This window comes from Bacterioplanoides sp. SCSIO 12839 (assembly GCF_024397975.1).
GTDB lineage: Bacteria > Pseudomonadota > Gammaproteobacteria > Pseudomonadales > Oceanobacteraceae > Bacterioplanoides.
Genome location: NZ_CP073745.1, coordinates 382,665 through 407,920, shown reverse-complemented (window position 1 = coordinate 407,920; position 25,256 = coordinate 382,665). Strand labels below are relative to the sequence as shown.

General features: G+C 47.7%; 27 protein-coding genes. 14 read left to right on the top strand and 13 right to left on the bottom strand.

Annotated elements, in window-relative coordinates; genetic code table 11:
• Nucleotides 1-67: 67 nt before the first annotated feature.
• A complete protein-coding gene (locus KFF03_RS01980; protein ID WP_255858603.1) occupies nt 68-997 on the top strand; it encodes a peptidoglycan DD-metalloendopeptidase family protein in 930 nt (309 codons plus the stop codon).
• Here KFF03_RS01980 and KFF03_RS01975 read toward each other — a convergent pair.
• A complete protein-coding gene (locus KFF03_RS01975) occupies nt 978-2,690 on the bottom strand; it encodes an alkaline phosphatase (protein WP_255858602.1) in 1,713 nt (570 codons plus the stop codon). The genes KFF03_RS01980 and KFF03_RS01975 overlap by 20 nt on opposite strands.
• 30 nt (nt 2,691-2,720) lie before the next feature.
• Entirely contained in the window at nt 2,721-2,975 is a 255-nt protein-coding gene (locus KFF03_RS01970; protein WP_255858601.1) for a hypothetical protein, read from the bottom strand.
• On the opposite strand from KFF03_RS01970, the gene KFF03_RS01965 reads away from it, so the two are divergent.
• The 6 genes from KFF03_RS01965 (at nt 2,974) to KFF03_RS01940 (ending at nt 9,196) form a co-directional block, all read left to right on the top strand.
• Nucleotides 2,974-3,855 (top strand): MbnP family copper-binding protein, encoded by an 882-nt coding sequence (locus KFF03_RS01965; RefSeq protein ID WP_255858600.1) that lies wholly within the window; start codon nt 2,974-2,976, stop codon nt 3,853-3,855. The two genes, KFF03_RS01970 and KFF03_RS01965, sit on opposite strands and share 2 nt — an antisense overlap.
• Before the next feature lie 84 nt (nt 3,856-3,939).
• A complete protein-coding gene (locus KFF03_RS01960; protein WP_255858599.1) occupies nt 3,940-5,184 on the top strand; it encodes an MbnH family di-heme enzyme in 1,245 nt (414 codons plus the stop codon).
• A 15-nt stretch (nt 5,185-5,199) separates the two neighbouring features.
• Nucleotides 5,200-6,462 carry a hypothetical protein gene (locus tag KFF03_RS01955; RefSeq protein ID WP_255858598.1) on the top strand — a complete coding sequence of 421 codons (1,263 nt, stop codon included), beginning with the start codon at nt 5,200-5,202 and terminating at the stop codon, nt 6,460-6,462.
• A gap of 68 nt (nt 6,463-6,530) precedes the next feature.
• A complete protein-coding gene (locus tag KFF03_RS01950; protein WP_255858597.1) occupies nt 6,531-7,916 on the top strand; it encodes a M17 family metallopeptidase in 1,386 nt (461 codons plus the stop codon).
• 6 nt (nt 7,917-7,922) lie between these two features.
• Entirely contained in the window at nt 7,923-8,579 is a 657-nt protein-coding gene (locus KFF03_RS01945) for a trimeric intracellular cation channel family protein (RefSeq protein ID WP_255858596.1), read from the top strand.
• Between the two features lie 92 nt (nt 8,580-8,671).
• Entirely contained in the window at nt 8,672-9,196 is a 525-nt protein-coding gene (locus tag KFF03_RS01940) for a hypothetical protein (protein WP_255858595.1), read from the top strand.
• Nucleotides 9,197-9,250: 54 nt separating this feature from the next.
• On the opposite strand, the gene KFF03_RS01935 is transcribed toward KFF03_RS01940, so the two are convergent.
• Together KFF03_RS01935 and KFF03_RS01930 are read right to left on the bottom strand one after the other, a co-directional pair.
• Complete coding sequence (locus tag KFF03_RS01935) at nt 9,251-9,928, bottom strand: carbonic anhydrase (RefSeq protein WP_255858594.1); 678 nt, start codon at nt 9,926-9,928, stop codon at nt 9,251-9,253.
• Between the two features lie 254 nt (nt 9,929-10,182).
• A complete protein-coding gene (locus KFF03_RS01930; RefSeq protein WP_255858593.1) occupies nt 10,183-11,118 on the bottom strand; it encodes a sodium-dependent bicarbonate transport family permease in 936 nt (311 codons plus the stop codon).
• A gap of 169 nt (nt 11,119-11,287) precedes the next feature.
• Between KFF03_RS01930 and KFF03_RS01925 the strand changes: the two genes are divergently transcribed.
• Both KFF03_RS01925 and KFF03_RS01920 read left to right on the top strand, forming a co-directional pair.
• Nucleotides 11,288-12,259, top strand: coding sequence for a LysR family transcriptional regulator (locus KFF03_RS01925; RefSeq protein WP_255858592.1), 972 nt, complete (start codon nt 11,288-11,290; stop codon nt 12,257-12,259).
• Nucleotides 12,260-12,264: 5 nt separating this feature from the next.
• Nucleotides 12,265-12,519, top strand: a complete 255-nt coding sequence (locus KFF03_RS01920; protein ID WP_255858591.1) for a TIGR03643 family protein — start codon at nt 12,265-12,267, stop codon at nt 12,517-12,519.
• 47 nt (nt 12,520-12,566) lie between these two features.
• Here KFF03_RS01920 and KFF03_RS01915 read toward each other — a convergent pair whose 3' ends face one another.
• Genes KFF03_RS01915 through KFF03_RS01905 form a run of 3 tightly spaced genes read right to left on the bottom strand, consistent with a single transcriptional unit; the run spans nt 12,567 to nt 14,691 of the window.
• A complete protein-coding gene (locus KFF03_RS01915) occupies nt 12,567-12,854 on the bottom strand; it encodes a DUF3325 family protein (RefSeq protein WP_255858590.1) in 288 nt (95 codons plus the stop codon).
• Complete coding sequence (locus tag KFF03_RS01910; protein ID WP_255858589.1) at nt 12,851-14,392, bottom strand: PepSY domain-containing protein; 1,542 nt, start codon at nt 14,390-14,392, stop codon at nt 12,851-12,853. Before KFF03_RS01910 ends, KFF03_RS01915 begins: the two co-directional genes overlap by 4 nt.
• Nucleotides 14,389-14,691, bottom strand: a complete 303-nt coding sequence (locus tag KFF03_RS01905; protein ID WP_255858588.1) for a hypothetical protein — start codon at nt 14,689-14,691, stop codon at nt 14,389-14,391. Before KFF03_RS01905 ends, KFF03_RS01910 begins: the two co-directional genes overlap by 4 nt.
• 285 nt (nt 14,692-14,976) lie before the next feature.
• Here KFF03_RS01905 and KFF03_RS01900 point away from each other — a divergent pair, with 285 nt between their 5' ends.
• The 4 genes from KFF03_RS01900 (at nt 14,977) to KFF03_RS01885 (ending at nt 17,232) form a co-directional block, all read left to right on the top strand.
• Entirely contained in the window at nt 14,977-15,585 is a 609-nt protein-coding gene (locus tag KFF03_RS01900) for a glutathione S-transferase family protein (RefSeq protein ID WP_255858587.1), read from the top strand.
• A gap of 394 nt (nt 15,586-15,979) precedes the next feature.
• Nucleotides 15,980-16,300 (top strand): hypothetical protein, encoded by a 321-nt coding sequence (locus tag KFF03_RS01895; RefSeq protein ID WP_255858586.1) that lies wholly within the window; start codon nt 15,980-15,982, stop codon nt 16,298-16,300.
• 94 nt (nt 16,301-16,394) lie between these two features.
• Nucleotides 16,395-16,859 (top strand): hypothetical protein, encoded by a 465-nt coding sequence (locus KFF03_RS01890; protein ID WP_255858585.1) that lies wholly within the window; start codon nt 16,395-16,397, stop codon nt 16,857-16,859.
• 94 nt (nt 16,860-16,953) lie between these two features.
• On the top strand, nt 16,954-17,232 hold the full coding sequence (locus KFF03_RS01885) for a hypothetical protein (protein ID WP_255858584.1): 279 nt from the start codon (nt 16,954-16,956) through the stop codon (nt 17,230-17,232).
• A 306-nt stretch (nt 17,233-17,538) separates the two neighbouring features.
• Here KFF03_RS01885 and ahpF read toward each other — a convergent pair whose 3' ends face one another.
• The 4 genes from ahpF to KFF03_RS01865 all read right to left on the bottom strand — a co-directional run bounded on the left by ahpF (nt 17,539) and on the right by KFF03_RS01865 (nt 21,623).
• Nucleotides 17,539-19,092, bottom strand: coding sequence for an alkyl hydroperoxide reductase subunit F (gene ahpF / locus KFF03_RS01880; protein WP_255858583.1), 1,554 nt, complete (start codon nt 19,090-19,092; stop codon nt 17,539-17,541).
• A gap of 313 nt (nt 19,093-19,405) precedes the next feature.
• Nucleotides 19,406-19,963 (bottom strand): alkyl hydroperoxide reductase subunit C, encoded by a 558-nt coding sequence (gene ahpC / locus KFF03_RS01875; protein WP_255858582.1) that lies wholly within the window; start codon nt 19,961-19,963, stop codon nt 19,406-19,408.
• Nucleotides 19,964-20,132: 169 nt separating this feature from the next.
• Nucleotides 20,133-21,140: an MBL fold metallo-hydrolase gene (locus tag KFF03_RS01870; protein ID WP_255858581.1), complete on the bottom strand. Its 1,008-nt coding sequence runs from the start codon at nt 21,138-21,140 to the stop codon at nt 20,133-20,135.
• 27 nt (nt 21,141-21,167) lie between these two features.
• Nucleotides 21,168-21,623, bottom strand: a complete 456-nt coding sequence (locus KFF03_RS01865) for a nuclear transport factor 2 family protein (protein ID WP_255858580.1) — start codon at nt 21,621-21,623, stop codon at nt 21,168-21,170.
• Between the two features lie 180 nt (nt 21,624-21,803).
• Between KFF03_RS01865 and KFF03_RS01860 the strand changes: the two genes are divergently transcribed.
• On the top strand, nt 21,804-22,643 hold the full coding sequence (locus tag KFF03_RS01860) for an SDR family NAD(P)-dependent oxidoreductase (protein ID WP_255858579.1): 840 nt from the start codon (nt 21,804-21,806) through the stop codon (nt 22,641-22,643).
• Between the two features lie 36 nt (nt 22,644-22,679).
• On the opposite strand, the gene KFF03_RS01855 is transcribed toward KFF03_RS01860, so the two are convergent.
• On the bottom strand, nt 22,680-24,167 hold the full coding sequence (locus tag KFF03_RS01855; RefSeq protein ID WP_255858578.1) for a carboxypeptidase M32: 1,488 nt from the start codon (nt 24,165-24,167) through the stop codon (nt 22,680-22,682).
• 12 nt (nt 24,168-24,179) lie between these two features.
• Nucleotides 24,180-25,253 (bottom strand): mechanosensitive ion channel family protein, encoded by a 1,074-nt coding sequence (locus KFF03_RS01850; protein WP_255858577.1) that lies wholly within the window; start codon nt 25,251-25,253, stop codon nt 24,180-24,182.
• Between the last annotated feature and the right edge of the window lie 3 nt (nt 25,254-25,256).

Sequence of the window (25,256 nt, the reverse complement as noted above, 5' to 3'; positions counted from 1 at the left end):
AAGCAGTTGGATAGCGATGTTCTGGCAGATAAAATCATCAGCAAACCGGGGTATCAGGGTCAATCGCTTGAAATTATCTTCCATTATTATCTTTCTTATATGGCTATCCCCCTTCTACATCACAGAACAGGCTGACGCCCAAAAGGTATACAAATACAAAGATAAAACAGGTAACTGGGTTTTTGGGGACAAACCACCCGAAGACAATCAGATCACTGCCAAATCATTCGAGCTGCAAAGTAGTAATACCAAAAAGCCATCTGTCACTGTGAAACAGTCAAAACATAATGGGGGATATTCCGTCGTAGTAAACAATCCGCTACACACCGAAATCCATATTCAACTTGTGAGCAGAAGTAAGCCAAGGCGAATTTTGTATAGTGAAGTAGTTGCCAAAACCTCCGAAAAGACCCTCTACCGCGGTAAAGATAAGCTTAAATACCGCTACAGATGGTCTGTTGGTGAAATGAACTCCCCACATGACCCTTGTTGTTGGTCATTACCTTTCAGCCACTACAAGCAACTCGTCATATCCCAGGGCTTTAATGGCAAGTACTCACACCAATCTCCCCGTTCAAAATACGCAGTGGATATTGCCATGCCTATGGGAACCAATATTTTAGCCGCAAAAGGCGGTACTGTATTTCAGGTACGGGATGGCTTCGCTTTATCAGGTCGAAGCAAATATTTTCTTGATAAATCCAACAGCATAAAAATCGCACACGAAGATGGATCATATAGTCTTTATGTACATCTACTGGAAGGTAGCCTGAGAGTTAAAGAGGGAGATCAGGTTGTGCAGGGCCAGATAATCGCACAATCAGGAAATAGTGGTTATTCAACAGGACCTCATCTGCACTTTGCAGTCATGCGAAATCGGAATATGAATGTGATTTCAGTGCCTTTTAAATTTCTTAATTCAGACACAAATCAAATATTTACTCCTGAAAAAGGCATGTCTCTGCAAAATGTGGGTACTAAAGAACCCCGGCGTTAGTTGCCAGCACGCCCTCTAACCGATAACGGCCATGATCGCGCCGCCATTGCCGTAAGTAGGCAAATTCTTCTGAGAAAGCCGGTGCTGCAGCTGCGCTGGGTTTTGCCTGAGTTAAAGAGTGTGCAGGCGACAACTGTGCCTGTCCGGCCGGAATTACCAACGCCCGTAAACATTCACTGGCGTACCGCGGACGCTCGACGTTATCAACCACCCACCACTCTGCTTGTATGCGCTGAGGATTAATATCCAGTAATACATAACCGCGGAAATAAAAATCGACAAAGTTCAGGTGAGGCAATAACGATTCAAGTGACGTAGCGGCCACGGCAGCACGGGCCTCACTCTCGATACCCGGAGAGCTGACCGCGGGTGTGACCAGTTCCACCCCCAGGTTGTCGTCGGGTTGATCGGCAAACGGATCCTCGTTCAGTGCTAACGCCCAACTGGAGTGAATATCTCCGGTGAGCACCACAAAATTATCCACTTGTGCTTGTTTCACTGCATTAAAAAGCCGCTGACGGGCCGCCGGATAACCATCCCACTGATCGTGATTCAGCGGTGACTGATTAATACTGAACTGCGCCATCATCACCTGTTGCCCTAACAACTTCCAGATCACGCCCTCTTGCTGGGCCTGCGCTAAGTTATCTTCCAGCCATTGCTCTTGTTCATAACCCAACAAAGTGCGTGACTCCGCATCCCGAATTTGTGGATCGTCCGACTGCTGATCACGCCCTGCCAAACGGGTATCCAGCATATTCAGGTCTAACAAGTCACCAAAACGAAACTGGCGATAAATCTGGTATTGGCCCAGCGTATCCACCTGCTCTCGAATGGGCATCCATTCCATATAGGCACGCACAGCACCCGATAACCGCTGACGCCATTCACCATCATCCAGCGTATGGTTATCAGCGCCTCCTTTGCCATCAGAAACCGAACCCCAGGCATTATTTGCCACTTCATGGTCATCCCAGATCACAATAAACGGGTGCTGGCGATGCACTTCCTGCAGATCGCGATCGGTTTTATAACAAGCATGACGCTGCCGATAATCAGCCAGCGTGCGGGTGACATGCGGCGGCTGGTGCACACGCCCGGTAACCAGGCTCTGTTCGCGATTGCTGTATTCGTAAATGTAATCCCCAAGGTGCAACACCACATCCAGATCCGCCCGCCGAGCGATTTCTTTGTAAACGTTGAAGTAGCCATGGGCGTAGTTAGAGCAGGAAGTAAAGGCGATGCGTAAATGATCGACATCGCCTTCTGGCAGAGTTTTGGTGCGGCCAATGTCCGAACGTTGGCCCAACGCTTCAAACACATAATAATAACTTTGCCCCGGCACTAAGAGATCTGCATCTACCTTCACCGTAAAGTCACGCTCGGCATTGGTATACCCCTGCCCCTGATTCACTACCTGATGGAATTCCGGATCGCTTGCAATGCGCCAGCGGTAATGAATAGCCAGCTCATCAGACGGTGGCGTAATCCGGGTCCAGAGAATGACCTTATTCTGCAGCGGATCACCGCTGGCGACTCCATGCTGAAACGGAAAACCATCGGCGGCATGATCCGTTTGTTCAGCATAAGTGGGCTGTCGGTCAGAACGACTGTACGCGGTATACGACAACGCCGAAGCGGCACCGGTAAGCATAAATTGTCGACGGCTGACGGAAACAGAAGAGAGCGGCATAAACAGGCCTGAATAAGCGGAACTCAGCCGTTATTTAGCGCGGCGCTGATGACAGTTAGATGCCAGCTTTCTGAACCGTTTATTGCTGTTTTTTTGCACAATGATGACAACCATGACAAATCCGGTATGGCTATAACCTTGAGGAATATCAAGAACATTAGAGGTTTTGCCCAAAAGTTCCCTGGTGCGACAACCTGTCGCACGCATTTTATCGTGCTCGCCGCTATGATCCGGCCAACTATTAAAACGGTAATTAGCCGATATTATTCTGGTAAGGACGATCATGAAACTTTCAGCCATTTCCCATCTATCATTCGCAGCACTGCTGGCCGCTGGCTTAAGCGCTTGTGGTGGCAGTAGCAGCAGTGATTCAGATACAGAACAAGGCACAACCGATATCAACCTGAGCTTTGCGGCACAATTAAACAGCGCTGAATTGCAATGTGGTTTAAACAGCGAAACGGTTGGCAGTGCACAAACCCCAGCTGATATTAAATATTTTGGTGCGTATATTTCTGAGCTGGAAGTGGCGACCGCTACCGGTGAATTCCAGAAAGTGACTCTTAACAGTGCTGAAAATAGCGATGTCGAACGTGGTATCAGCCTGATTACCTTCTGTGGAAATCAGGACGCCGTGTCTGAAGAAACCAAAGTGTATAACCAGATTCAGGGCACTGTGACGGAGTCTGCTGATTACACCCGTGTTCGTTTTACTCTGGGTGTCCCTGAGCAATATAACCATCTGGATGCAACACAAACCGAAGGCATCCTGGCAAAAAGTATTTTTATGCACTGGAACTGGACAGCGGGTTATAAACATATCCGTATGGATGTTGCTGGCTGGAATATCCATCTGGGTTCAACCAACTGCAGCGGTGAAGGCAAAGAGGATCCTGATTCCATTTGTAGCAATGACAACCGCCCAACCTACACCCTGGACAATATGGACCTGAGCGCCGATAAGATTGTGTTTGATTACGCTACTCTGGTAAATAACTCGGACGTCAGCATGAATACAGAAATGACGCCACCGGGTTGTATGTCTGGTGGTACTGATCCTGAGTGTGGTGAAATTTTTAAAGCTCTGGGGCTGGATTTAGCCACCGGTCAATGCTTAAACAATAATTGTGACACTCAGGAATGGGTGCGCGTAGAAAAGAAATAGCCTGTCTATCTAGCCTCCCGGTCAAAACCGACAGCATTAACGTTGTCGGTTCGCCTTGTTTTTTATTTGTTGTAGATGGTTTTTATGCCCCGTTTCATTCAGTTGATGCTGCCATTATTGGCCACGTTCTTAGGCGCCTGTCAGGAGTCTGAGTACCAACGCTTGCAAGACACTCCGGCAGAAGGCATTACCCTGTTACAGTTAAACCCAACAGCTGGTTTTGCAATGCCGGTGGTGCCCGAAACAAATCCATTAACAGATGCAAAAGTTGAACTGGGGCGTCACTTATTTTACGACAAACAATTATCGTCCAATCAGCAACAGAGCTGTGAGTCTTGCCACGAACAAGATAAAGCCTTTAGTGATGGTGTTGCCCTGCCCCACGGCACCACCGGGGATTTATTAGCCCGTAATTCACAAACACTGACCAATGTGGCCTACAACATTAATTACACCTGGGCCAACCCCCGCTTAACCACATTGGAACAACAAATCTTAATTCCACTGACGGCAGAAGACCCGATTGAAATTGGCATTAACGATGCCAATTTAAATGAAATTCTGCAGCGCTTCCGTGATCAGCTGCTGTATCAGGATTTATTCAGTGCCGCCTTTCCAGAAGAAGCCGACCCGTTTTCATTGGCGAATGTGATCAAAGCATTAGCGTCGTTTAACCGGATTTTAATTTCAGACCGTTCGCCATTTGATCGTGGTGACCTCAGCCAATCAGCCCAACGTGGCCGTGATTTATTTTTTAGCGAAAAAGCCGATTGTTTCCACTGCCATGACAGCTTTAATTTTTCACAATCGAGTAAAAATGTTAATTCGCTGACCATTCCCAGCCAGCGATTTTTTAACAACGGTTTATATAATCTGAGCCAGGACGGCGACTACCCACAAAATAATCAGGGTGCTTTTGGTGTGACGGGTAATGTGAATGATAAAGGCAGCTTCCGCCCACCTACTTTGCGCAATGTCGAATTAACCGCGCCCTACATGCACGATGGCAGCATTGCCACGCTGGAAGGTGTGGTGGAGTTTTACGCTAACGGTGGTCGTCATATTCAATCCAGTGACGACATCGATAATTTAGCCATTATTAATGAATCACTGGGGCTGCCTGCCGATGCCATCAGCCATTTACAGGGCGATGGTCGGGATAATCCGAACAAACAAGCCAATGGCTTTGTCTCTGGTTTTGTTGCCAGCGAACAGGAAAAAGCCGACTTAGTCGCATTTCTGAAAAGTTTAACGGATCGGGAATTTATTACCGACCCACGTTTTGCCAAACCTCAAGCGCTGATTGAGCGTGATGCCCGCCTGAATTAAACCGTTGCTGTTATTATGATGAAATTATCGCTATCCAATTTATCCTTGTTATTGATCACTCCATCTCTGCTACTCATGAGTCAGGCTGCGCAGGCCAGTTCAGGACACGGCACCAGCGACATCTCCAGCGACAGCGCTTCTTCCGGTTGGCAAGCCGATATCAACCTTAGTTATCGTGAAGAAAACGGCCCAAATATGCTGGGCTTTCTACCCACCAACAGCCACCAGCAGCAGGCAGGATTATCACTCAATCATGCGGATTTAAGTTATCAGGCCAATTTACCCACCGAGTTTTCCGGAACCCAAATCAGTGACCAACAAATTGGCCGCATCGCCTTGTCGTATCACAGTGATGACGTGGAATTATCCGAAGCCTGGATTGAGAATCGCTGGAATACCAACAACCTGCGTTTAACCACCGGCAAATATCTGCCCCGTATTGGTTTTCTAAATCACGTACACCAGCACGCCCAAACCCTGATCCAATCACCATTAATGAACAAAGTGTATTGGGGAGATGAGTTAAGCGAAGCGGGTGTGCGCCTTGAGTGGTTGCCTAAATTGGGTAAACGGCTAATGGGCATACAATTACGCCACTCACTGAATATATTGGGTGGCGATCACCTGAACAGCAACGATAATACCTTAGCTGCGTTATATCAGTTGGAAGCCAGCCAGCAGTTGGGGGCGCTGCAAGTCGCCGCATTAATTAACGGTTATTACACCAACGTATCTGATCGCGGCCTATTTTTATTTGATTTAAGTAATAACACTCACGTTCATACCAACAGTGGTTACACCGAATTTTTTGATGGTGATATTCTGCATTTAGGAGCCGGTTTAAAACTGAGTTATGCGAGTGAATTCGGTGACTTTAATTATCAAGGGGAATATGCCCAGCGCGATGAAAAGGGCCTCTTGTACAGCGCCAGCTCAGATCTGGCCGACCTGTCCATGACCAGTAACGGCCAATATCATCAACTGTGGTGGACCAGTCCACAACAGCAGTGGCAGTTGGCGATGCGTTATGATTATTTATATTCGGATGTGGAAGTGGCGAACACCAGCGACAATTCGCTGGATGACTCGCGTCTGAATAATAACGATGCGACCCCAAAACGCATCAGCTGGATGGCCAGCTGGTTATTTGGGGCTCACAACACCAATCAAAACAGCAGCAGCCAGCAGAGATTACAAATGATTTATAGCGACGGGCCTGATTGGGATGCTTACCCGGCCCAACTGGAAATTCACTTGCTGCAGTCGTTCCGCTTTTAAGCGTCGCCCGCCATCCTCTATACTGTGTTGATCGATATTCAAAGCACCCGCTTTAAGGATCACACAGTATGTCTGCCGTTTTATTAAGTGCCGCTCAAGCCAGCTCAGTTATTCCAAACTCTGTTATTGCATTAACCGTTCTGGAAAAACAGGATTACAGCCACTGGCTGGAAAACCAACCAGCCACCATTCAGTCGTGGTTGAGCGCGATGAACTTCAGCTCAGGAGCGCAATTATTACCGGCCGCCGATGGCAGTGCCGCCAGCGCCGTGTTTGTGTGTGAATCTTTAGATGATTTTTTTGCCGCCGGTGATTTATCCGCACAGCTGCCTGCCGGCCAATATCAAATTCACAACATCACCGATGCGGATGCATTGCTCGCCATTGCCTTTGCCTGGGGCGTCGGTGCCTATCGCTTTGAAAAATACAAAAGCAACGACAAGCCACAAGCGCAATTGGTGCTGGCCGATGATGATGTATTAAAAGCCGCCAACGATATGGTACAAGCGGTGCGCTGGACTCGTGACCTGATTAATACCCCGGCGGGCGATATGATGCCGCAACATCTGGCTGCCGCAACTGAAGAAATTGCTGAGCAGTTTGGCGCTTCCGTCACTCAGGTCATCGGTGACGATTTATTATCTCAGAACTACCCCACCATTCATGCCGTTGGCCGTGCCAGCGAACATGCGCCGCGGTTAATTGATTTACGCTGGGGCAATCCACAGGCACCTAAAATCACCTTGGTGGGTAAAGGTGTTTGTTTTGACAGCGGCGGGCTGGATTTAAAACCCTCAGCCGCGATGCGTTTAATGAAAAAAGACATGGGTGGTGCTGCTCAGGTATTGGGGCTGGCGTATTTAATTATGTCACAACAGCTGCCGGTTCATTTACGGGTATTAATTCCGGCGGTTGAAAACGCGGTGAGTTCCAATGCTTTCCGCCCCGGCGATGTGATTACCACCCGTAAAGGCACCACGGTCGAAATTGATAACACCGATGCCGAAGGCCGACTGGTGTTGTGTGACGCTTTAACCGAAGCCGTAACCGACCAGCCGGAGATTATTTTTGATTTTGCCACCCTTACTGGCGCTTGTCGTGTGGCACTGGGCACCGAACTGCCCGGCTTTTTTACCAACCAGTTGCAACTGGCCGGTGATTTAATGCAACAAGGCAACAAGGTAACCGATCCGGTCTGGCAATTGCCGCTGCATAAACCTTACAAAGACATGTTAAAAAGTGACGTCGCTGATATGACCAACTCAGTTCCGGGGCCATTTGGCGGCGCCATTACCGCGGCGTTGTATCTGGAGCACTTTGTTGATGAAACCCCATGGGTTCACTTTGATGTCATGGCATGGAATAACCGCAAATTACCGGGCCGCCCAACCGGCGGTGAAGCCATGGGCATTCGCGCGGTGTTCGCTTATTTGCAGAACCGTTACGGCAGTTAATTGTTCATGAATGAGTTCTGGCAGTTGTTAGATCAGCAACACCTGACAACCGATCAGGTGTTGTATTGGTCAACCTTATTTGCCTCAGTCTTTTCGGCTGCCGCTGGTGTGCTGGATGCCCGCGGTAAACAGTTCGATTTATTTGGTGTGATGATTATTGCGTTTTGTGCCGCGTTAGGCGGCGGCACATTACGCGATGTGGTGCTCGATCGGGATGTATTCTGGGTCTATGACGACAGTTATTTAATCATCACCTGGATGGCCGCCATTTTTACGTTTTATCTGGCACGCTGGATTCACTTATCCAGTCGCTGGTTTATGGTGCCGGATGCCGCCGCATTAGGTTTATACACAGTGGCCGGTACACAAGCGGCATTATCGCTGGAAGTCAGCTGGCTGGTCGCCAGTTTTATGGGAGTTGTGACGGGGGTTGCCGGAGGCATTTTGCGCGATATTCTGTTGAACGAAATTCCCGTGGTGTTTCATCGTGAACACACACTGTACGCCACCGTTGCCTGGCTCGGGTCGCTGATATTAATTGGCTTACATCAGGCGGGCATCAGCCATACCCTTTCAGCAGGGGTAACCATTGGTTTTATTTTCTTCTCCCGATTGGCGGCGATTCGCTGGAATCTGGTATTGCCGGAATATCGGGAGAAATAAAAATCTAAGACTGTAATTATTGATAATGAGATTGATATAAGTTAATTTCGCGCACCAATAAATTGAACATTCGATCACAAGGATAGATTTCAGTGTCATACCAACGCTTAATTATCGTATTTATCGCAACCCTCTTAATCCATTCGTCCTGGGCTGAAGATTCTAACAACGGCTCGCTGGGTATTGGTTTAGGCATTCCCTATGGTGGTATCGGTATTAACTACAACCACACCATATCGGAGCAGGTCGACCTTACAGCAGGTGTTGGTGCAGCATTCGGCCTTGGCTGGGCATTGGGAGCGCGATTTTACCCCCAAAACGATGGTTCAGATTCTGGCCCGCGACTTTCCGCTATCTATGGAACTAACGCGGCCATTCAAGAGCTAAAATGTGAAGGTTTCTTTAGAAACTGTGAAGAAGAGATTACAAATTTTCATGGCTTAAACTTAGGCCTTGGCTGGGGTTCTCGTGGTCGCGCATCAGGTTGGGATATTGATGTTCTGTTCATTATTACCAGTGGCGTCTATGACGAGATAGATAAGCTGGAAGATGAGGGATACGATTACAGCGAAGAGAGTACTGGCCGAGTTAGATTATCATTTGGCTATCACTGGTAATTGGCACCAGCATTGAAAATCATGCCCCGATTTTTTAATTCGGGGCATGATAATTTATTCCGTAAAAAACCGCTTTTCATTCACCGCTTCAATTTCTTCAGCATACTGATCACGGAAATCAACAAACGCCCCGCCGTCACTGCAACGGATTTCACCTTTTTCGATATCGTACACCCAGCCGTGTAACCGCACTTTGCCGGTTGCCAACTTGGCAGCCACCGCAGGATGAGTCCGTAAGTGCTGAAGCTGTTGCAGCACATTTTCTTCGATGGCTTCATCCAGGTGCTCGTGGCCGATACAGGCTTCCGAATCAATGCCATTACGCTCGCGCACAATTTCCATCGCGCTGCGGCAGTGACTTAACCACTCTTTTACGTGTGGCAGACCTTTGAGCTGGTCGACATTTAACGCGCCTTTGACTGCACCACAATCGGTATGGCCACAAATCACAATATCGTCGACGCCTAATACCGCCACAGCGTACTCCACAGAGGCCGTCATGCCACCGGTTTCATTGCTGTGAGGCGGGATAATATTGCCGGCATTGCGACAGATAAACAGGTCGCCCGGGTCGGCACAGGTCACCAGGTTCGGGTCGATACGGGAATCAGAGCAGGTAATAAATAACACATGTGGACTTTGTCCGGTGGCCAGAGTACCAAATAAATCTTTGCGTTCCGGGTAGACGTTCTCACGGAAATTCAGCACGCCTTCAATAATCTTAAGATCCAAAGCACTCTCCTCTTATTCTGCCCCTCTCCTCAGGAGAAGGATTCTTTATCGCTGCTAGCTCTACAATCCAGCTCTGCAACCAAGCTCTACAACAAAGGATACGTGATTTATATCATTGAACCCAGCGACATAAGTCGGACAAGGCTTTCAAAAACAGAGGAGAAGCGGGCAATCCCTTGCCCACTGGCGTTGATATTTACTGAGTCACTCCAGACTTCAGCCCCCTGACAACACCAGAGCGGAGAGCAGCTGCGTTACAGCAATGCTTCAATCGTAGCGTGATAGAGCGGAATCCCCACCATCACATTAAACGGGAAGGTAATACCCAGCGATAGCAACATCGCCAGGCCAATATCAGCGGACGGAATCGCCGTTCTCACCGCGGCTGGTGCGGCGATATAAGACGCACTGGCCACCAGCGTTGCCAGAATCAGTAAGGACCCACTTTCCAGCCCCATCTGCAGACCCACGACGATACCAAATAGCGATAAAATAACGGGAGCAACAATAGCGAACACTAACAAACGCCACTGTTTCCACGGGATTGGACGTAAGGTTTCAGCCGCTGTTAATCCCATTTCTAACAGGAATAAGGCCAATACCGCTTTAAAAGCACCGGTGAATAACTCGGTCACCCCCGCACCTTCCACCGGGCCATACATCCAGCCAATTAATACACCGCCAGTTAACAGCACAACGCCTCGATTCGTCAGAGTTTCATGCCAGAGCTCGATACGGCTGGCGCTGACCGTGTCTTCGCTGAAACGACGGTACAATGCCAACGCAACAATGATGGCGGGCAATTCCAGCATCACCAGATACAGGGTGGTTTGTGGGCCAAAATCCAACCCGTTACTCTCAGCATAAGCCAGCACCACCGCAAAGGTACCAGCGCTCACCGAACCATAGTGCGCCGCCAGGCTGGCACTGTCAGACAGGTTCACACCCAATAAACGCAGCAGTGGCAAAATAATCAGAGGAATCACCGCACCCACGGCGGCGACGGCCAATAATTCGAGCACCAGTGAAGTATTAATCGCGCCATGCAGCGCCATACCGCCCTTGAGGCCAATGGTCAGCATCAGCAGCAGGCTAAGGGTATCGTAGGCGGCTTTAGGAATGGTCAGATCAGAACGTAATACCCCGGCTACCAGGCCCAGCAGGAAAAACATTACAACAATATCCGGCATTTTTGCTCCTCCCAGGCAACTTTCAGCAGCAATTACAGACTAACAGGCCTTAAGTCGCGCGCAGGCCTGGCAGACAAACGGCGTTAATGTAACTCAGGTTGATATATCAGTTGTAATAAATACAGCTTCTAAATACCATAAACCAAAACTTATACATGAGATATTCACTATGCCACTGACGGTTCAACGACTGGTCAACCGCCTCAGCCTGCGTCAGCTGCAGCTGTTTCAGGCCGTGAATGATCAAGGTGGTTATGGCAAAGCAGCCGAATTATTAGGCCTCACTCAGCCTGCCGTCAGTGCTCAGGTCAAACAGCTGGAAGAAGCCCTGGGGCAAAAATTATTCGAATACGTTGGCCGCAAGCTGTACCGCACCGAAGCGGGTGATATCGTGGCGCACAGTGTCAGCGAAGTATTTGAAGAACTGCGAAATATGCAGGCCAATCTGCACGCGTTGGAAGGCAATATCTCCGGTGATCTGCGCATCGCTGCGGTTAATACCGCTCAGTTTGTGGTGCCCTATCTGCTGCAGCCGTTTTTGGCGCAACACACCAACGTTGCCACCCAGGTGCATGTGGTGAACCGGCATAACGCCATCGAACGCCTGAAAGACAACCGCGATGACCTGGTGATTATGGGCATGGTGCCCAGTGAGCGACCGTTTATTTCCATGCCGTTTATGGATAACGAGCTGGTACCGGTGTGGCGTACCGATCACCCACTGGCGCAACAGATTAAAAAAACAGGCAAAGCGCTGACGGCACAGGAGTTTCTCGATCTGCCTCAGCTGGTGCGTGAGCAAGGCTCCGGCACTCGTTTGGCATTGGAAATACACTGCCAGCAAAATAAGCTCAGCTTTAAACCCTATATGGAACTGGGTTCCAGTGACGCCTTAAAACATGCCATTCTCGCTGGGCTGGGGGTATCGGTCGTTCCCAAACTGGGAATGCAGGCTGAACTCGAACTCGGCCAGCTTGAAGTCGTGCCGGTTGACGGGTTTCCGCTGATTCGCTCCTGGTGTCTGGTGTACCCTTCTGCCAAACAACCGAGCCCGGCGACTCAGGCATTTATTAATTATGTTCAGGAAAATGAAAAAAGCCTGGCCGAGTTATTATCGGTAAAATCACAGAACGGGCAATAATGCTTATGACCACATTCACTGCCGAAGAACAATCCCGCATCATCGAAATGGCCTGGGAAGACAGAACTCCTTTTGAAGCCATTGAGCTACAGTTTGGCCTGAATGAATCTCAGGTGATCAAACTGATGCGCAACGAAATGAAAAACAGCAGTTTTAAAATGTGGCGCAAACGAGTGTCTGGCCGTTCAACCAAACATCTTCAGCTGCGTAGCCCGGATGTCAGTCGTGCTTATTGCGCTACACAATATAAACACCGTTAAGGAAACTCTTGATAGTTAGGGCCTGGGATAGTCCAGACTAGGGATAGTCAGGGCCTGCTCGTTTTTTGTTTGTGATAAGCCATAAAAAATGACCAGACTAAAATACACACCGTAAAAACAGCAAAAAACGTCGTCAACGCGATACTAAAGCGGCTATCCAGAGCAAAGCAGCATAAACCAGCCACTAACAAGCTGTACCCAACCAGATTAAAAGCGATCTTTTTTTTCTGGGTCAGTTTTTTATCCGCAAAAAACTGACGATGATGTTTTGGCAGTACCAGAGATAAACACACACAGCCCAGCTGAAGCAGGACGTAACCCAACACTGTCATCATGACGCAACGTCCTTCGCGCGAATTGTTTTTGCGGCATACATCATGAATATCCCCACCGTCAGCACCACCAACTCGAAGCCGAACAATGCGCGATTATTATCCTGAAAATAATGCAGAATGCTTTGCCCTGTGGTCAGGTAATTCACCAATGGTAACGGCAAATAAACCGCAGCGGCGAGCCAACATTGTTCCGCCCAGGCACGCATCTTATTACGCCGTATAAATGGGTGAATCAGGCACACTAACCAGACCAGAAACATACAATGCACTTCCCAGTCAGCGCGATGACTGACATCCAGTGGCAACAAACGGTTGGCCCAGAAGTAAGCGCCAATGGCTGTCATCAGCCCAACGATAGTGCCAATATTGAGGTTCTCCACCAGCTTAAAACCCGATGGAACAACCCGCTTTTGATACTTCTTACGACGTTTTTCCAACCAATAAATCGCACCCGTAGCAATCATTAAGGCACCTAAAATACCGGACAAAAAATACAACCAGCGTAACAGCGGCCCGGCAAACAACCCTTCATGCAACCCGGTTAATACAGCGTAAAAAACAATGGCAGTATTGCTGGCCCTTGATTCCCGTTTAATCCATTCTCCGGTGACACCATCAAAATGAATCACATCAGCACTGCGGGTACTGATTGAATCCGCAAGTGTCACCACGACCAATGCATTGCGGTCGCCCGGTGCATACACATTGATATTACGAACGTGGTTTGGGTCAATGTCTTCCAGCTGTTCAACGATACACGTCATCGGAATTAATGGTGCATCGATGCCAGAACGGGGGATTTCAATACGATTGAATATTTTCGGTACTTCTTCACGAATAACGTCCTCATTAAACCCAAGCCCGCCAATTGCAATCAGTGGCAAGAAGGTGGTTACCGCAAATAGTAATCCGCTGTAACTGATCATTAACTGAAACGGCAGCGTCGAGACGCTCGCCAGGTTGTGCAAATCCAGCCATTTGCTTCCGGCCTTTTGTGGGCGAAAGGTGAAAAAGTCTTTGAATATTTTCCGGTGAATAACGATACCGCTGAGCACACCAATAAACATCATCACGGTAATGACGCCAATGATTTTAAAAGCAATATCACCATCGAGATAATGCAGAATATAGTGCATGCGATACAGGGTTTGGCCACCGCCGGTGTCACGTATATGCGTATCCACCAGCTCTCCGGTTGCCGCATCGATATCCGCATGGTCTCTGCCATCTGGCCCGCGCCAGGAGACATACAGCAGTGTGTTATTGCGTTCTCGTACCGGCCAGATTTGCCACGAATCAGCCCCCTGAGCGTGTTCGATTAAATAGTTTTCACCGGCCTGAACACTGTCGATTAATGGGATGTTCTGATTAACCGGTACTTCCGGTTTCATCCACTGATCAATCTCATGATCAAAATACCCCAACGTGCCGGTGACAAACATAAAATACATCACCCAACACAACACCAAACCAAACCAGGTGTGCACCCAACTCATCGACTGTCGGATACTGTTTGCAGGATGAAAGGCCGGTCTCATAACCCACCTCCGGACAGAATCAAAACCACGCTGATACCGGAAGTCAGTAGAATCGCCAGCATTAACCGCCCCCAGATGCGCTTCAGCGAGCTAACATGAAATATCCACATTACTAATACACTGTAAAACAGGAAGCCCAATACCGAGGCCCAGGAAATAACCGCCAGGCGATCAAATGGCAGTATCAGCACCAGCAAGATACCGAGAGAATTGGTCAGAACAAACGCGGGCAACAGGGCAGCCAGCACGCGGAATATCACGGCGTTTCGTTCGGGGGTAAACACGGTTTTCAACATCATTATCGAGTGTTAACAGGCCTAGTGAAGAATTGGTTATGAACGGCTGGTGCATAATACTCAATTTTCATCACTGGTTAAATGATAAGCATCCTCACTTATACAAACGGATAGATTACACGGCAGAGCACTCTTGCAGTACAGGGATAGTCTTTTGCGTTGTAACGCTCACTCCTGCTGTTGAGTTCAACTAAAATAGCTTGAACTACAATACCTCAACGACAATATCTCAACGACACAAACTTAACGACGATAGTTAATGACATTAAGCCTCTTCAGGAAACACTTATGATCACCGTACATCATCTTAACCAGTCCCGCTCCAAGCGTATTTTATGGTTACTGGAAGAGCTGGATATGCCTTACCAGCTGGTTCAACATCAGCGCGATCCACAAACCCATTTAGCGCCACAAAGCCTGAAGGATATTCACCCTCTGTCAAAAGCGCCGATTATTGATACCGGCGAGTTTCTGTTATCGGAGTCGGGTGCCATTGTGGAATACATTCTTGATCAGGATACGCAAAACCGTTTGCGTCCTGCTCGTGGTACTCAAGCCTACTACCGCTTTCAGGAGTGGATGCACTTTGCTGAAGGCTCACTGAGCCTGCCCGTGATTACCAACCTGTTTATGGGCATGGAAGAACGCTCTGGTCAGCAGCCGATGGATCATTACATTAGTAAAGAAATTGAACTGGATTTCAGCTTTATTGAAGACACGCTGAGCAAGCAGGCTTATTTTGCTGGCGAGGAATTCAGCGCGGCGGATATTATGATGACCTTTATGCTCGAGGCCGTTGCCGCCAACGGTATTCTGGATAATCGCCCAAATACGCAGAAATATCTGCAAACCGTGCAGCAGCGGGAGGCTTATCAAAAAGCGGCTGCGCACGGCTGATTTTAGAAAACCTCTATACAAGCCGCTGGTAGCGTTGGTTATCAGCGGCTTTGATGGCTCTCATCATTATTACTCTCTGTTAAGACACACTGTCTTTGTAACCCGTATGATTTACGCCAATACCTTAGTAGCAGGCACGCTTTACTTTCGGGCTTGCCCGTATTCTCTACTGGTGATACTTTAAACATTAATAGAATCAATAGGTTGCGAATATGGTTTACAAGATAGTAGGCATAACGTGACCGAAATAGTGTGCACGCACGCTTTTCTGGAAGGGAATTATCTTGCTAAGGAAGGTTTCAAAGTGAAATCAGTTAGTTGCAGTTACAAGCTCGAAACATTCTCGCCAAGATATCAGGCACGCACACGAATAAGCTGTTATGGTGCAAAGGAAGTGAGTAATAAATTTTATACAAGCCTAGCTTTTCTTAGTCCTGTAGTGATTATTCTACTTGCCGTTTCGTATCTTGCTTTTTCAAACTCTACTTTTTGGGCTACTGATTCGAATAGCACAGCAGGTGCAATGATGGGATTTGCTGAGGTCATATTGCTTGCTATCGCGGTAGCTATTGGCTGTATCAGCGGTATTATCTTTGCAATAAAAAGCATTTATGTCTCCAAATCAAAATTATCTATTACAGCTTTAATATCAAATGCAATACCATTGCTACTGATGTCAATATTTTTAACAAAGGGGTTAATTTTTGAAATCTAATAAGCCCCATAACAAGGCCAGCCAATTCGCCAGCAAGCTGGCTGGACTCGTTTCACTCGCCATTGCTGGCAGGCGTTATGAGTAAGGAGTATTGATGTATTTCTGGAATATCGAAGCATTAAAAGAAGATATTAAAAACGATCAATTTACCGAAAAGGATCGATTCGTATACGGTCTGATTTATATAGTACTATGTGCTGCCGGCATGGAGGCAATGATGAGGCTTCCTATTGAAAACCCAAATATATGGGATGCGATTGGTTCACTAGGTAATATACTCATTCCATTAATAGGTACCATTTTTGTGTACCGCTCCAACGGAGGAGCTACTGGAACGGATTTTCTCGGTCGTTACTTCAGTATTGGTTTTGTTGTAAGCATTAGGTTTTTGGTGCTTCTGATTCCAATTTTTGCGGCTTTAGTTGCTTACTACATTTATGCATTTCCAGGTGAAGAGCCAGTTGTAAGTACACCGGCAGATATCCTTCCATTCACTATATGGTACGGGCTTCTTTTCTGGCGCATAAGTAAGCATGTATCTGACATTAAAAACTCATAACAAGCCAATTAATGTCGCCCCTTTGGGGCTTGACCTACGCACTGCGTGCTTCTGCCCATTATTGAGGCGTTATGTGAACTAGGAGAGATAAAATATGAAAAAATTATTTTTAGTAACAACTACAATATTAATTTCAGGTTGTGCTTCCAAACAAATCAACTCATTCGATGGAGTCAGGGAAGCAAATCATACAATGGTAAAAGCATGTGAATTTTTGGGTAATGTAAACGGCTCAAGCATGATTCCTGGACCAGACTATGTTTACCGTTGTAAAAAAGATGCTTTTACAAAAGCTAGCAAAATAGGGGCTACTCATATACTTTGGCTATCAACTGATAACCAAGCCTCAGGTCAAGCTTATAAATGCCTGTGAAATCTCACGTAACAAGCAAAGGCAGCATTGCCCTTTGGGCTGGACTCGCTAGCGCTCGCCGCTTAGCAAGGCGTTTATAAATAGTCCTAAGAAATAATAAAAACACCATAAAAAAAGCCCGGGATCTTCATGATCGCCGGGCTTTTTAGTCCCACTAATATCAGAAGCCGAAACTTCTGTTTAACAGCCTGTGGGCCGGGTCAGTGAAACCCTAGGGTGCTGCTGTTAATTTGTTTTAATTAAGGAACCTCTGAATTATTCAGAAGTTCCTTCGGGCCTCTCATCAGGCTCTTATCAAACTCTGACTCAGTTACGAATCAGGTAATCAAATGCTCCCAGTGCGGCGGTAGCACCTGCACCCATGGAGATAATAATTTGTTTGTACGGCACGGTAGTACAGTCACCGGCGGCGAATACACCCGGTACATTGGTTTGGCCATGCTCATCAATTACGACTTCACCACGTTCGGATAAGTTCACTGAGTCTTTCAGGAATTCAGTATTCGGTACTAAACCGATCTGAACAAAAATACCCGCCAGATCCAGCGTCTTTTCTTCGCCAGTTGCACGATCCTGGTATTTCAGGCCAGTTACACGCTCACCATCGCCAATCACTTCGGTGGTCATGGCTTCTTTAATGATGGTGACGTTTGGCAGCGATTCCGCTTTTTTCACCAGCACGGCATCAGCACGTAAGGTGTCAGCAAATTCCAATACGGTTACATGCTCCACGATACCCGCCAAGTCAATCGCGGCTTCAATACCGGAGTTACCACCACCAATGACGGCGGTCTTTTTGCCTTTAAACAGCGGGCCGTCACAGTGTGGGCAGTACGCCACACCTTTGGCTTTGTATTCCTGCTCGCCCGGTACGTTCATTTCTCTCCAGCGTGCGCCGGTGGCCATAATCACGGTTTTACCACTGACCACTGCGCCGTTGGCTAATTCGACTTCGGTCAAACCAGAGTCAGTCTTACGCACACCCACCGCTTGCTGTGCCTTCATCACATCCACGTCGTATTCTTTAACGTGTTCTTCCAGATGGGCCACCAGCTTCGGACCTTCGGTGTACGGTACCGAAATAAAGTTTTCGATACCGACGGTGTCAGACACCTGGCCACCAAAACGATCCGCCACAATACCTGTACGAATGCCTTTACGCGCCGCGTAAATTGCCGCTGATGCGCCCGCCGGGCCACCGCCTACAACCAATACATCAAACGGATCTTTATCAGCCACGGCCGCAGCGGCTTTGGCATCGGCGTCGTCATCCACTTTATTGAGGATTTCCGCCAGCGTTTGTTTGCCGTTTGCCAATGGCTCACCGTTTAAGTACAGCGCCGGTACCGCCATGATGGTTTTGTCGGTCACTTCCTGCTGGAACACACCACCGTCGATCATGGTTGCGGTGACGTTTGGATTCAGCGCTGCGATTAAGTTCACTGCCTGAACCACGTCCGGGCAGTTATGGCACGACAGCGATACGTACACTTCAAAGTTCAGCTCACGAGTCAGGCTTTTCGCCTGATCCTGTAATGCCTGATCTTCTTTTGATGGGTGGCTGCCCGCTTGTAACAGTGCCAGTACCAGAGAGGTAAATTCGTGACCCAGCGGCACACCGGCAAAAGTAACGCGTGCTGGTTGGCCTGCTTTGGCAACCGTCATTACTGGAGAGCGACCGTTAATGGCCTCTTCGGTAACGGTTAACGCAATATCGTTATGTAATTCCGCAATCTCACGACCCAGCTCTTCTAATTCACGAGCCTTGTCAGAACCATCGACCGATACCTGAAGCTCAATCGGATTACGCAGATTGGCCAGGTAAGCGCCCAGTTGTTGTTTCATCGTAGCGTCAAGCATATCGAGCTCCTTATCAGATTTGTTTCAGCGCGGCTGAGTTCGTTGATGTAAGTTCGACTCAGTGATGTGCACTGCTTAATTCAAAGTACGAAGTTATAGTAGCCAGCGAGGGGAAATATATGAAATCAATGTTTTTAAAGATGGTGATAGTTATTTGCTAACAATGGGTTATTAAGAAAGTTAATCACTGCAATTGAGCTGTAAACCACTATTGCCATACGACAGAAACAAAAAAGCTCCGCTATAGAGCGGAGCTTTTCGGTTTAGCGACCACGCGGAGCGTGGGAGCTAGCAGGATTCAATTCTTTCAGAATTAAATCTTGCCTACTAAGTCCAGAGAAGGAGCCAGAGTCTCTTCACCTTCTTTCCACTTAGCTGGGCAAACTTCACCTGGGTTGTTGCGAACGTACTGAGCCGCTTTTACTTTGCGCATCAGGTCGTCTGCGTCACGGCCGATACCTTCAGCAGTGATTTCCATTGCCTGAATGATGCCATCTGGGTCGATCAGGAAAGTAGCACGGTCTGCCAGGCCTTGGCCTTCACGCATTACACCGAAGTTGTTGGTGATGCTACCGTTCTGGTCGCCCAGCATGTAGTAGTTGATTTTGCCGATGGTTTCAGAAGCATCGTGCCATGCTTTGTGAGTGAAGTGAGTATCGGTAGATACGGAGTACACTTCAACGCCCAGCTTTTGCAGTTCTTCGTACTTGTCAGCTACGTCGCCCAGTTCAGTAGGACATACAAACGTGAAGTCAGCTGGGTAGAAGAAGAATACTGCCCACTTACCTTTCACGTCTGCTTCAGTTACGTCTACAAATTCGCCTTGTTTGAAAGCGGTTGCGCTGAACGGCTTAATTTCTGTGTTGATCATGGTTTAACTCCATTAAGTGAATCATTTGCCCGAAGGCCAGATTAAGTAAAAACATAAGTAATTAAGAACAGGAACTATAGTAGAGATCTGAGAGTTATCCGTTAAATTGATCTTTTTAAAGGTGGTGATTAGTTTTCTTAATCGCCACCCCAATGCCGACTCACAGGCCCTAGAACAAAGGTGTGATCTTACCCGGCTTAATTACAATAAACGCGTCATCGGCCACACCATGCTGTTGCTTCGCCTGCTGAAGGTCTTCCGGCGGCTGCAACATAGGTTCATTAGTGAGCATAAAGCTGCCCCAGTGCATCGCCAGCGACAGGCGCGAGCCAACGTCTTTATGAATATGCACCGCCTCTTCCGGGTTCACATGAATCTCTTTCATAAACCAGCGCGGTTCGTAAGCACCAATCGGCACCATCGCCATGTCCATATAACCAAAGTGCTCACCAATGGCTTTAAAGTCGGAGCTATAACCCGTATCTCCGGCAAAATAAAAGCGCTTGCCCGGCTCGTTCGATATACCAGAGTCGTTCGGTGCACCCGGCTCGTTATCGGCTTCAAATACCCAACCACACCACAAAGTGCGATCCGGGAAAACAGAGCGACCACTGAAGTGCTGACACGGCACGGCGGTATAGGTCCAGCCTCGATGGCTGTGCGATTCCCACCAGTCCAGTTCAACCCAGTTGTCGATGCCTCGCTTACTGAACCACCGCCCTAACCCCAGCGGCAACATAAACAGTGGTGGATTATCTTGCTGCTTTTTCTGAATGGCTAATACCGAATGACGATCCAGATGGTCGTAATGGTCGTGAGAAATCACCACCACATCCACATGGGGTAATTCATCAATGCTGATGGCTGCGGGTGAATACCGTTTTGGCCCTACCCATTGCACGGGTGAGGCACGCTCGGAAAAATGCGGGTCGGTGATAATATTTAAGCCTTGATGGCGAATTAAAAACGTCGCATGGCCAATCCAGCTGGTCAGCGATTGCTCAGAATCGTTAAAGGCGGAATAGTCATCATCCACCACCGGGATAGAAATTTTATCCGGCAGTTTCTCGAATAATTTCCACTTCAATATTTTCCATAACGACCTATGGTGCATTTTCATATTGTCGTTATTGCGAAAACCACCGTTTGGCAGGTGATGTTTTTTAACGCGATTCACAGGCATATTCACTCAATATTTAACACATTAACGGGGTGCAGAACCACGAATAAATTTAGGAATGGCAGCACGGCCATAACTCTGCTTGCTGACAATTTTTAAGTCGTCGTTAAATACAAAATAATCCATGCCTTCCCAATGGAACGACTTGCCAAACCGCAGTTTAATGAATGCCGCAATGCATTTTTGGGCAAATGTCATACCTTCAACCGGCAGCATGTCATGTTGGCAATACCAAGCAAAACTTGCGGTGTTATTTTGCTCATCAACCAGCATGGCTTTTTCGGTAAAGGTTAATTTGCCATACGTTCCACTGAACACAGTTTTAATGGCTTTACGTACCTTGTCTTTACCACGAGCCGTGTGACCATTCATTTCACGGAATTCACTATTATCGGCAAAATATTCCATCACTTCATCCAGGCGCTGGTTCGAAAACGCCTCGTTAAACGTATGCAGCACACTGCGTATATCATTGGCCATGGTTGATTGCCTTATACATTATGAGTAAACCGACAGGGTTTATCATATAGCCCTTATCCGGTAAAGGTGCTTAACCGCCGGGGGCAAAATAGGGGCTGAAAAACTTCTGTGCTAGCCTGCTACTCAAATATTCAACCCAATATTCAACGTTTAAAACAATCATAAAAAACGGGGGCAAGCATGAAAAATGTGATTATCACCGGTGGCAGCAGCGGTATTGGTTTGGCGGCGGCTCAGCACTTCTGCAATAAAGGTTATCGCGTTCTGGTTATTGCCCGGAATCCGGAAAAGCTGCAACAGGCCGTCGATTCGCTGAACCAAACCGGCAGCGGTGAAGCCCTCGCCCTGGCGCTGGATCTCAGTGACTTTGCCAGTGTCCGTGCTGCAGCTCCGGAAATTCAGCAGCTGATGCCAACCATTGATATTCTTGCGTTAAATGCTGGCCTATTCAGTGGCCGGTATTACCGCATGACCCACGGTGGTTACGAATCCATGATTGCCACCACTCATCTGGGGCATTTTCAGCTAACCCATTTATTACTGGAAAACCTCAAACAATCGGCAGACCCACGCATTGTGGTTACCGCGTCCGATGCGCACTGGGCAGGTGGTATGAAGCCCGACTCATTTACTCATCCCAAATACGCCAAATTGCCTTATTTCGGCACTATTTGGGGGTATGGGCAGTCCAAACTCGCCAATATTTTGTTCGCCCGAGAGTTTGCCAAGCGTTATGCCAACACGGGCATTACTATCACCAGCTTCCATCCCGGCGTGGTGAACACTGGTTTAGGCCGTGATTTAAACCAGCGGGTTGCTGATTTTATCTCACAATATTTATTGTCTCCCGCAAAAGCGGCTGAAACCATTGTGTATCTGGCAGAAGACCCAGCGGTGAAAGCATTAAACGGCAAATACTTTTATAAAAAGAAAGTGCATCGCTGCAGTAAAAAAGCGCGTAGTCGTAAGTTGGCTAAAGAGCTTTGGGAAGAGACCGAAAAATACCTGGCCAGCGCTTAGCGCTGGCTCAGATTTCTTTAATAATTTTTTCGTCGGTTATTTATTTAAATATCTTTGCTGCAAATGCGCTTTAAAGTGCTTGGCATTCAACACATCACCTGTTGCTTGTTTTACCAACTCGTCGGTGGTTAATAAGCTGCCTTTGCTCCACAACTTATCCTGCAGCCAACTAAAGATTGGCATCAGATCACCAGAACGAATCGCTGCTTCCACATCAACGGTTTCACGCATACTGGCCATAAACTGAGCTGCGTACATCGCACCTAAGGTGTAACTCGGGAAATAACCAAAGGCACCATCAGTCCAGTGGATATCCTGCATACAGCCGTCACGGAAATTACCCGTCGTGCTTAAGCCTAAATAATGCTGCATTTTTGTATCCCATAATTCCGGGACGTCTTTATGAGAGATCACACCATTCATCAGGTCACGCTCGATTTCGTAGCGCAGAATCACATGCGTCGGATAGGTTAATTCATCGGCATCAACACGAATAAAGTCCTTTTTCACCCGGGTATAAATCTTTTGAAGATTATCGACTGCGAATACAGAACTATCTTTGCCTATGAAATGCTGGCCACATAACTTCGCCAAATGTTCGATAAACACCGGGCTACGACCTAACTGCATTTCAAAAAATAACGACTGGGATTCGTGAATACCCATCGAACGCGCTTCACCGGCGGCAGTGCCCGCCAGATGTTTTGGCAACCCCTGCTCATAACGGGCATGGCCGGTTTCATGCACAATGCCCATTAATGATTGAACAAACTCATCTTCGCTGTAACGCGTGGTAATACGCACATCGCTCGGTACACCACCACAAAACGGATGCACACTTTCATCCAGCCGACCGTGATTAAAATCGAACTGCAGCAGCTTCATCACATCCAGCCCCAGCGCTTTTTGCTGTTCCGTTGGATAGTTACCACTCGGTGCTACAAAGGATTCTGACGCTTGCTTTTCAATCGCCTGATCAATCATCTCAGGCAGCCAGCTTTTCACATCGTCGAATACGATATCTAATGATGCACTGCTGGTGCCCGGTTCGTAGATTTCCAACATGGCGTCATATCGAGAGAGGCCTGTCGCATCAGAGCGAATCTGCGCTTCCTCCTGGGATAACTTAACGACCTCAGCCCAGTTCTTTTCAAAACCAACCCAGTCATTTTCTTTACGCTGAGTACGCCAGGCGTGTTCACACTTAGAACCCGCTAATGATTGTGCTTCAACCAAAGCTTCCGGCAGAACATTAGCCTGCTGCCAGCTGCGTTTCATTTCCCACAGCGTGGCTTGTTGCTCGGTAGTTAACGCTTCATTTTCAGCGTCGTTAAACCACTCTTCTAACTGAGGCTGAGTTTGTAAACCGTGAATATGTACCGACAATTCCGCCATGGCTTCAGAGCGGGCTTGTGCGCCACCAGCAGGCATCATGGATGCCTGATCCCAACCACAAATCGAAGACAAGTGGCTGAAGTTAGAAACTTTTTTCGAGTGTTTAATCAATTTTTCGAAAGCAGACATTAAATCAATTCCTTATTTCGCCAACAGTTCAGGTGGTAATGTTTCCACCTGCAGGGTTCTTGTTGGGAAAGCACAATCAGCTTCGTGCTGATGAATAATATCGAGGATTTCCAATAACACTTTTTGTTTCACTTCATGATACTCAATCCAGTCAGTGGTTTTAGTAAAGGTATAAACAAAGAAGTCGAGACTGGAAGCACCAAAGCTGTTGAAGTTCACAATCAGCGTTTGCTCAGCATCAATATCCGGATGCTGACGCAAGTGCTGCTGAACATCCTTAATAATGGCTGGCAGCTTTTTCGAATCCTGATAACGCACGCCAATGGTTTCATAGATGCGACGATTTAACATGCGTGATGGGTTTTCTACCGAAATATTAGTGAACACCGAGTTCGGCACATACAAAGGGCGTTTATCGAACGTACGAATTAACGTCACCCGAAAGCCAATACTCTCAACAGTACCTTCAATCGAGCGATCCGGAGAGCGAATCCAGTCACCAACTTTAAACGGACGATCCAGATAAACAATGATGGAACCAAAAAAGTTAGCCAGCAGATCTTTTGCGGCCATGCCCACAATCAAACCGCCAACACCACCAAAAGCGAGAATGCCGGATATAGAAATGCCCAGCAGTTGAAAAACCGGCAGCACAATCAGCACGGTGACCGTTAATTTAGCGACCTTACCCACCAACTGCACCGTGGTTGGATCCGCGCCTTTATCAATCTGACGATGTTCGACCCGGTTAATTAACCGCCAGATGGCCCAGGCCACCAGAATAATCAGCGATAATTGGCGCACCACCGGAATACTGGTGACAATTTCTGAAGAGAAGTGACGAGCTGAAATATCCGCCACCCAGGTCATACCAATGGCAAAAATAATCCAGTTAATGGGAATGCCAATGGCATCAATCACCACGTCATCCCAGCGGTTTCGGGTTTTTTCCGCCAGCAATAAAATGCGCTTTCGGGCAATTCGCCACGCCAAACCGGCAGCCAGCGTAATGGTCAGCGCAATGCTGACATCCCAGAACCAATCGTAATTCTGTGCTAATAAATCGTTCCACCAGGCAAATTCCACTGT

What these genes read in the sequence shown, in the direction of transcription:
- KFF03_RS01920 (WP_255858591.1), top strand. Translation starts at nt 12,265, where the DNA reads ATGACCACATTCACTGCCGAAGAACAATCCCGCATCATCGAAATGGCC.
- KFF03_RS01975 (WP_255858602.1), bottom strand. Translation starts at nt 2,690, where the DNA reads ATGCCGCTCTCTTCTGTTTCCGTCAGCCGTCGACAATTTATGCTTACC.
- KFF03_RS01905 (WP_255858588.1), bottom strand. Translation starts at nt 14,691, where the DNA reads ATGATGTTGAAAACCGTGTTTACCCCCGAACGAAACGCCGTGATATTC.
- KFF03_RS01855 (WP_255858578.1), bottom strand. Translation starts at nt 24,167, where the DNA reads ATGTCTGCTTTCGAAAAATTGATTAAACACTCGAAAAAAGTTTCTAAC.
- ahpC (WP_255858582.1), bottom strand. Translation starts at nt 19,963, where the DNA reads ATGATCAACACAGAAATTAAGCCGTTCAGCGCAACCGCTTTCAAACAA.
- KFF03_RS01860 (WP_255858579.1), top strand. Translation starts at nt 21,804, where the DNA reads ATGAAAAATGTGATTATCACCGGTGGCAGCAGCGGTATTGGTTTGGCG.
- KFF03_RS01965 (WP_255858600.1), top strand. Translation starts at nt 2,974, where the DNA reads ATGAAACTTTCAGCCATTTCCCATCTATCATTCGCAGCACTGCTGGCC.
- KFF03_RS01890 (WP_255858585.1), top strand. Translation starts at nt 16,395, where the DNA reads ATGTATTTCTGGAATATCGAAGCATTAAAAGAAGATATTAAAAACGAT.
- KFF03_RS01915 (WP_255858590.1), bottom strand. Translation starts at nt 12,854, where the DNA reads ATGATGACAGTGTTGGGTTACGTCCTGCTTCAGCTGGGCTGTGTGTGT.
- KFF03_RS01960 (WP_255858599.1), top strand. Translation starts at nt 3,940, where the DNA reads ATGCCCCGTTTCATTCAGTTGATGCTGCCATTATTGGCCACGTTCTTA.
- KFF03_RS01885 (WP_255858584.1), top strand. Translation starts at nt 16,954, where the DNA reads ATGAAAAAATTATTTTTAGTAACAACTACAATATTAATTTCAGGTTGT.
- KFF03_RS01900 (WP_255858587.1), top strand. Translation starts at nt 14,977, where the DNA reads ATGATCACCGTACATCATCTTAACCAGTCCCGCTCCAAGCGTATTTTA.
- KFF03_RS01910 (WP_255858589.1), bottom strand. Translation starts at nt 14,392, where the DNA reads ATGAGACCGGCCTTTCATCCTGCAAACAGTATCCGACAGTCGATGAGT.
- KFF03_RS01955 (WP_255858598.1), top strand. Translation starts at nt 5,200, where the DNA reads ATGATGAAATTATCGCTATCCAATTTATCCTTGTTATTGATCACTCCA.
- KFF03_RS01925 (WP_255858592.1), top strand. Translation starts at nt 11,288, where the DNA reads ATGCCACTGACGGTTCAACGACTGGTCAACCGCCTCAGCCTGCGTCAG.
- ahpF (WP_255858583.1), bottom strand. Translation starts at nt 19,092, where the DNA reads ATGCTTGACGCTACGATGAAACAACAACTGGGCGCTTACCTGGCCAAT.
- KFF03_RS01930 (WP_255858593.1), bottom strand. Translation starts at nt 11,118, where the DNA reads ATGCCGGATATTGTTGTAATGTTTTTCCTGCTGGGCCTGGTAGCCGGG.
- KFF03_RS01865 (WP_255858580.1), bottom strand. Translation starts at nt 21,623, where the DNA reads ATGGCCAATGATATACGCAGTGTGCTGCATACGTTTAACGAGGCGTTT.
- KFF03_RS01970 (WP_255858601.1), bottom strand. Translation starts at nt 2,975, where the DNA reads ATGATCGTCCTTACCAGAATAATATCGGCTAATTACCGTTTTAATAGT.
- KFF03_RS01945 (WP_255858596.1), top strand. Translation starts at nt 7,923, where the DNA reads ATGAATGAGTTCTGGCAGTTGTTAGATCAGCAACACCTGACAACCGAT.
- KFF03_RS01950 (WP_255858597.1), top strand. Translation starts at nt 6,531, where the DNA reads ATGTCTGCCGTTTTATTAAGTGCCGCTCAAGCCAGCTCAGTTATTCCA.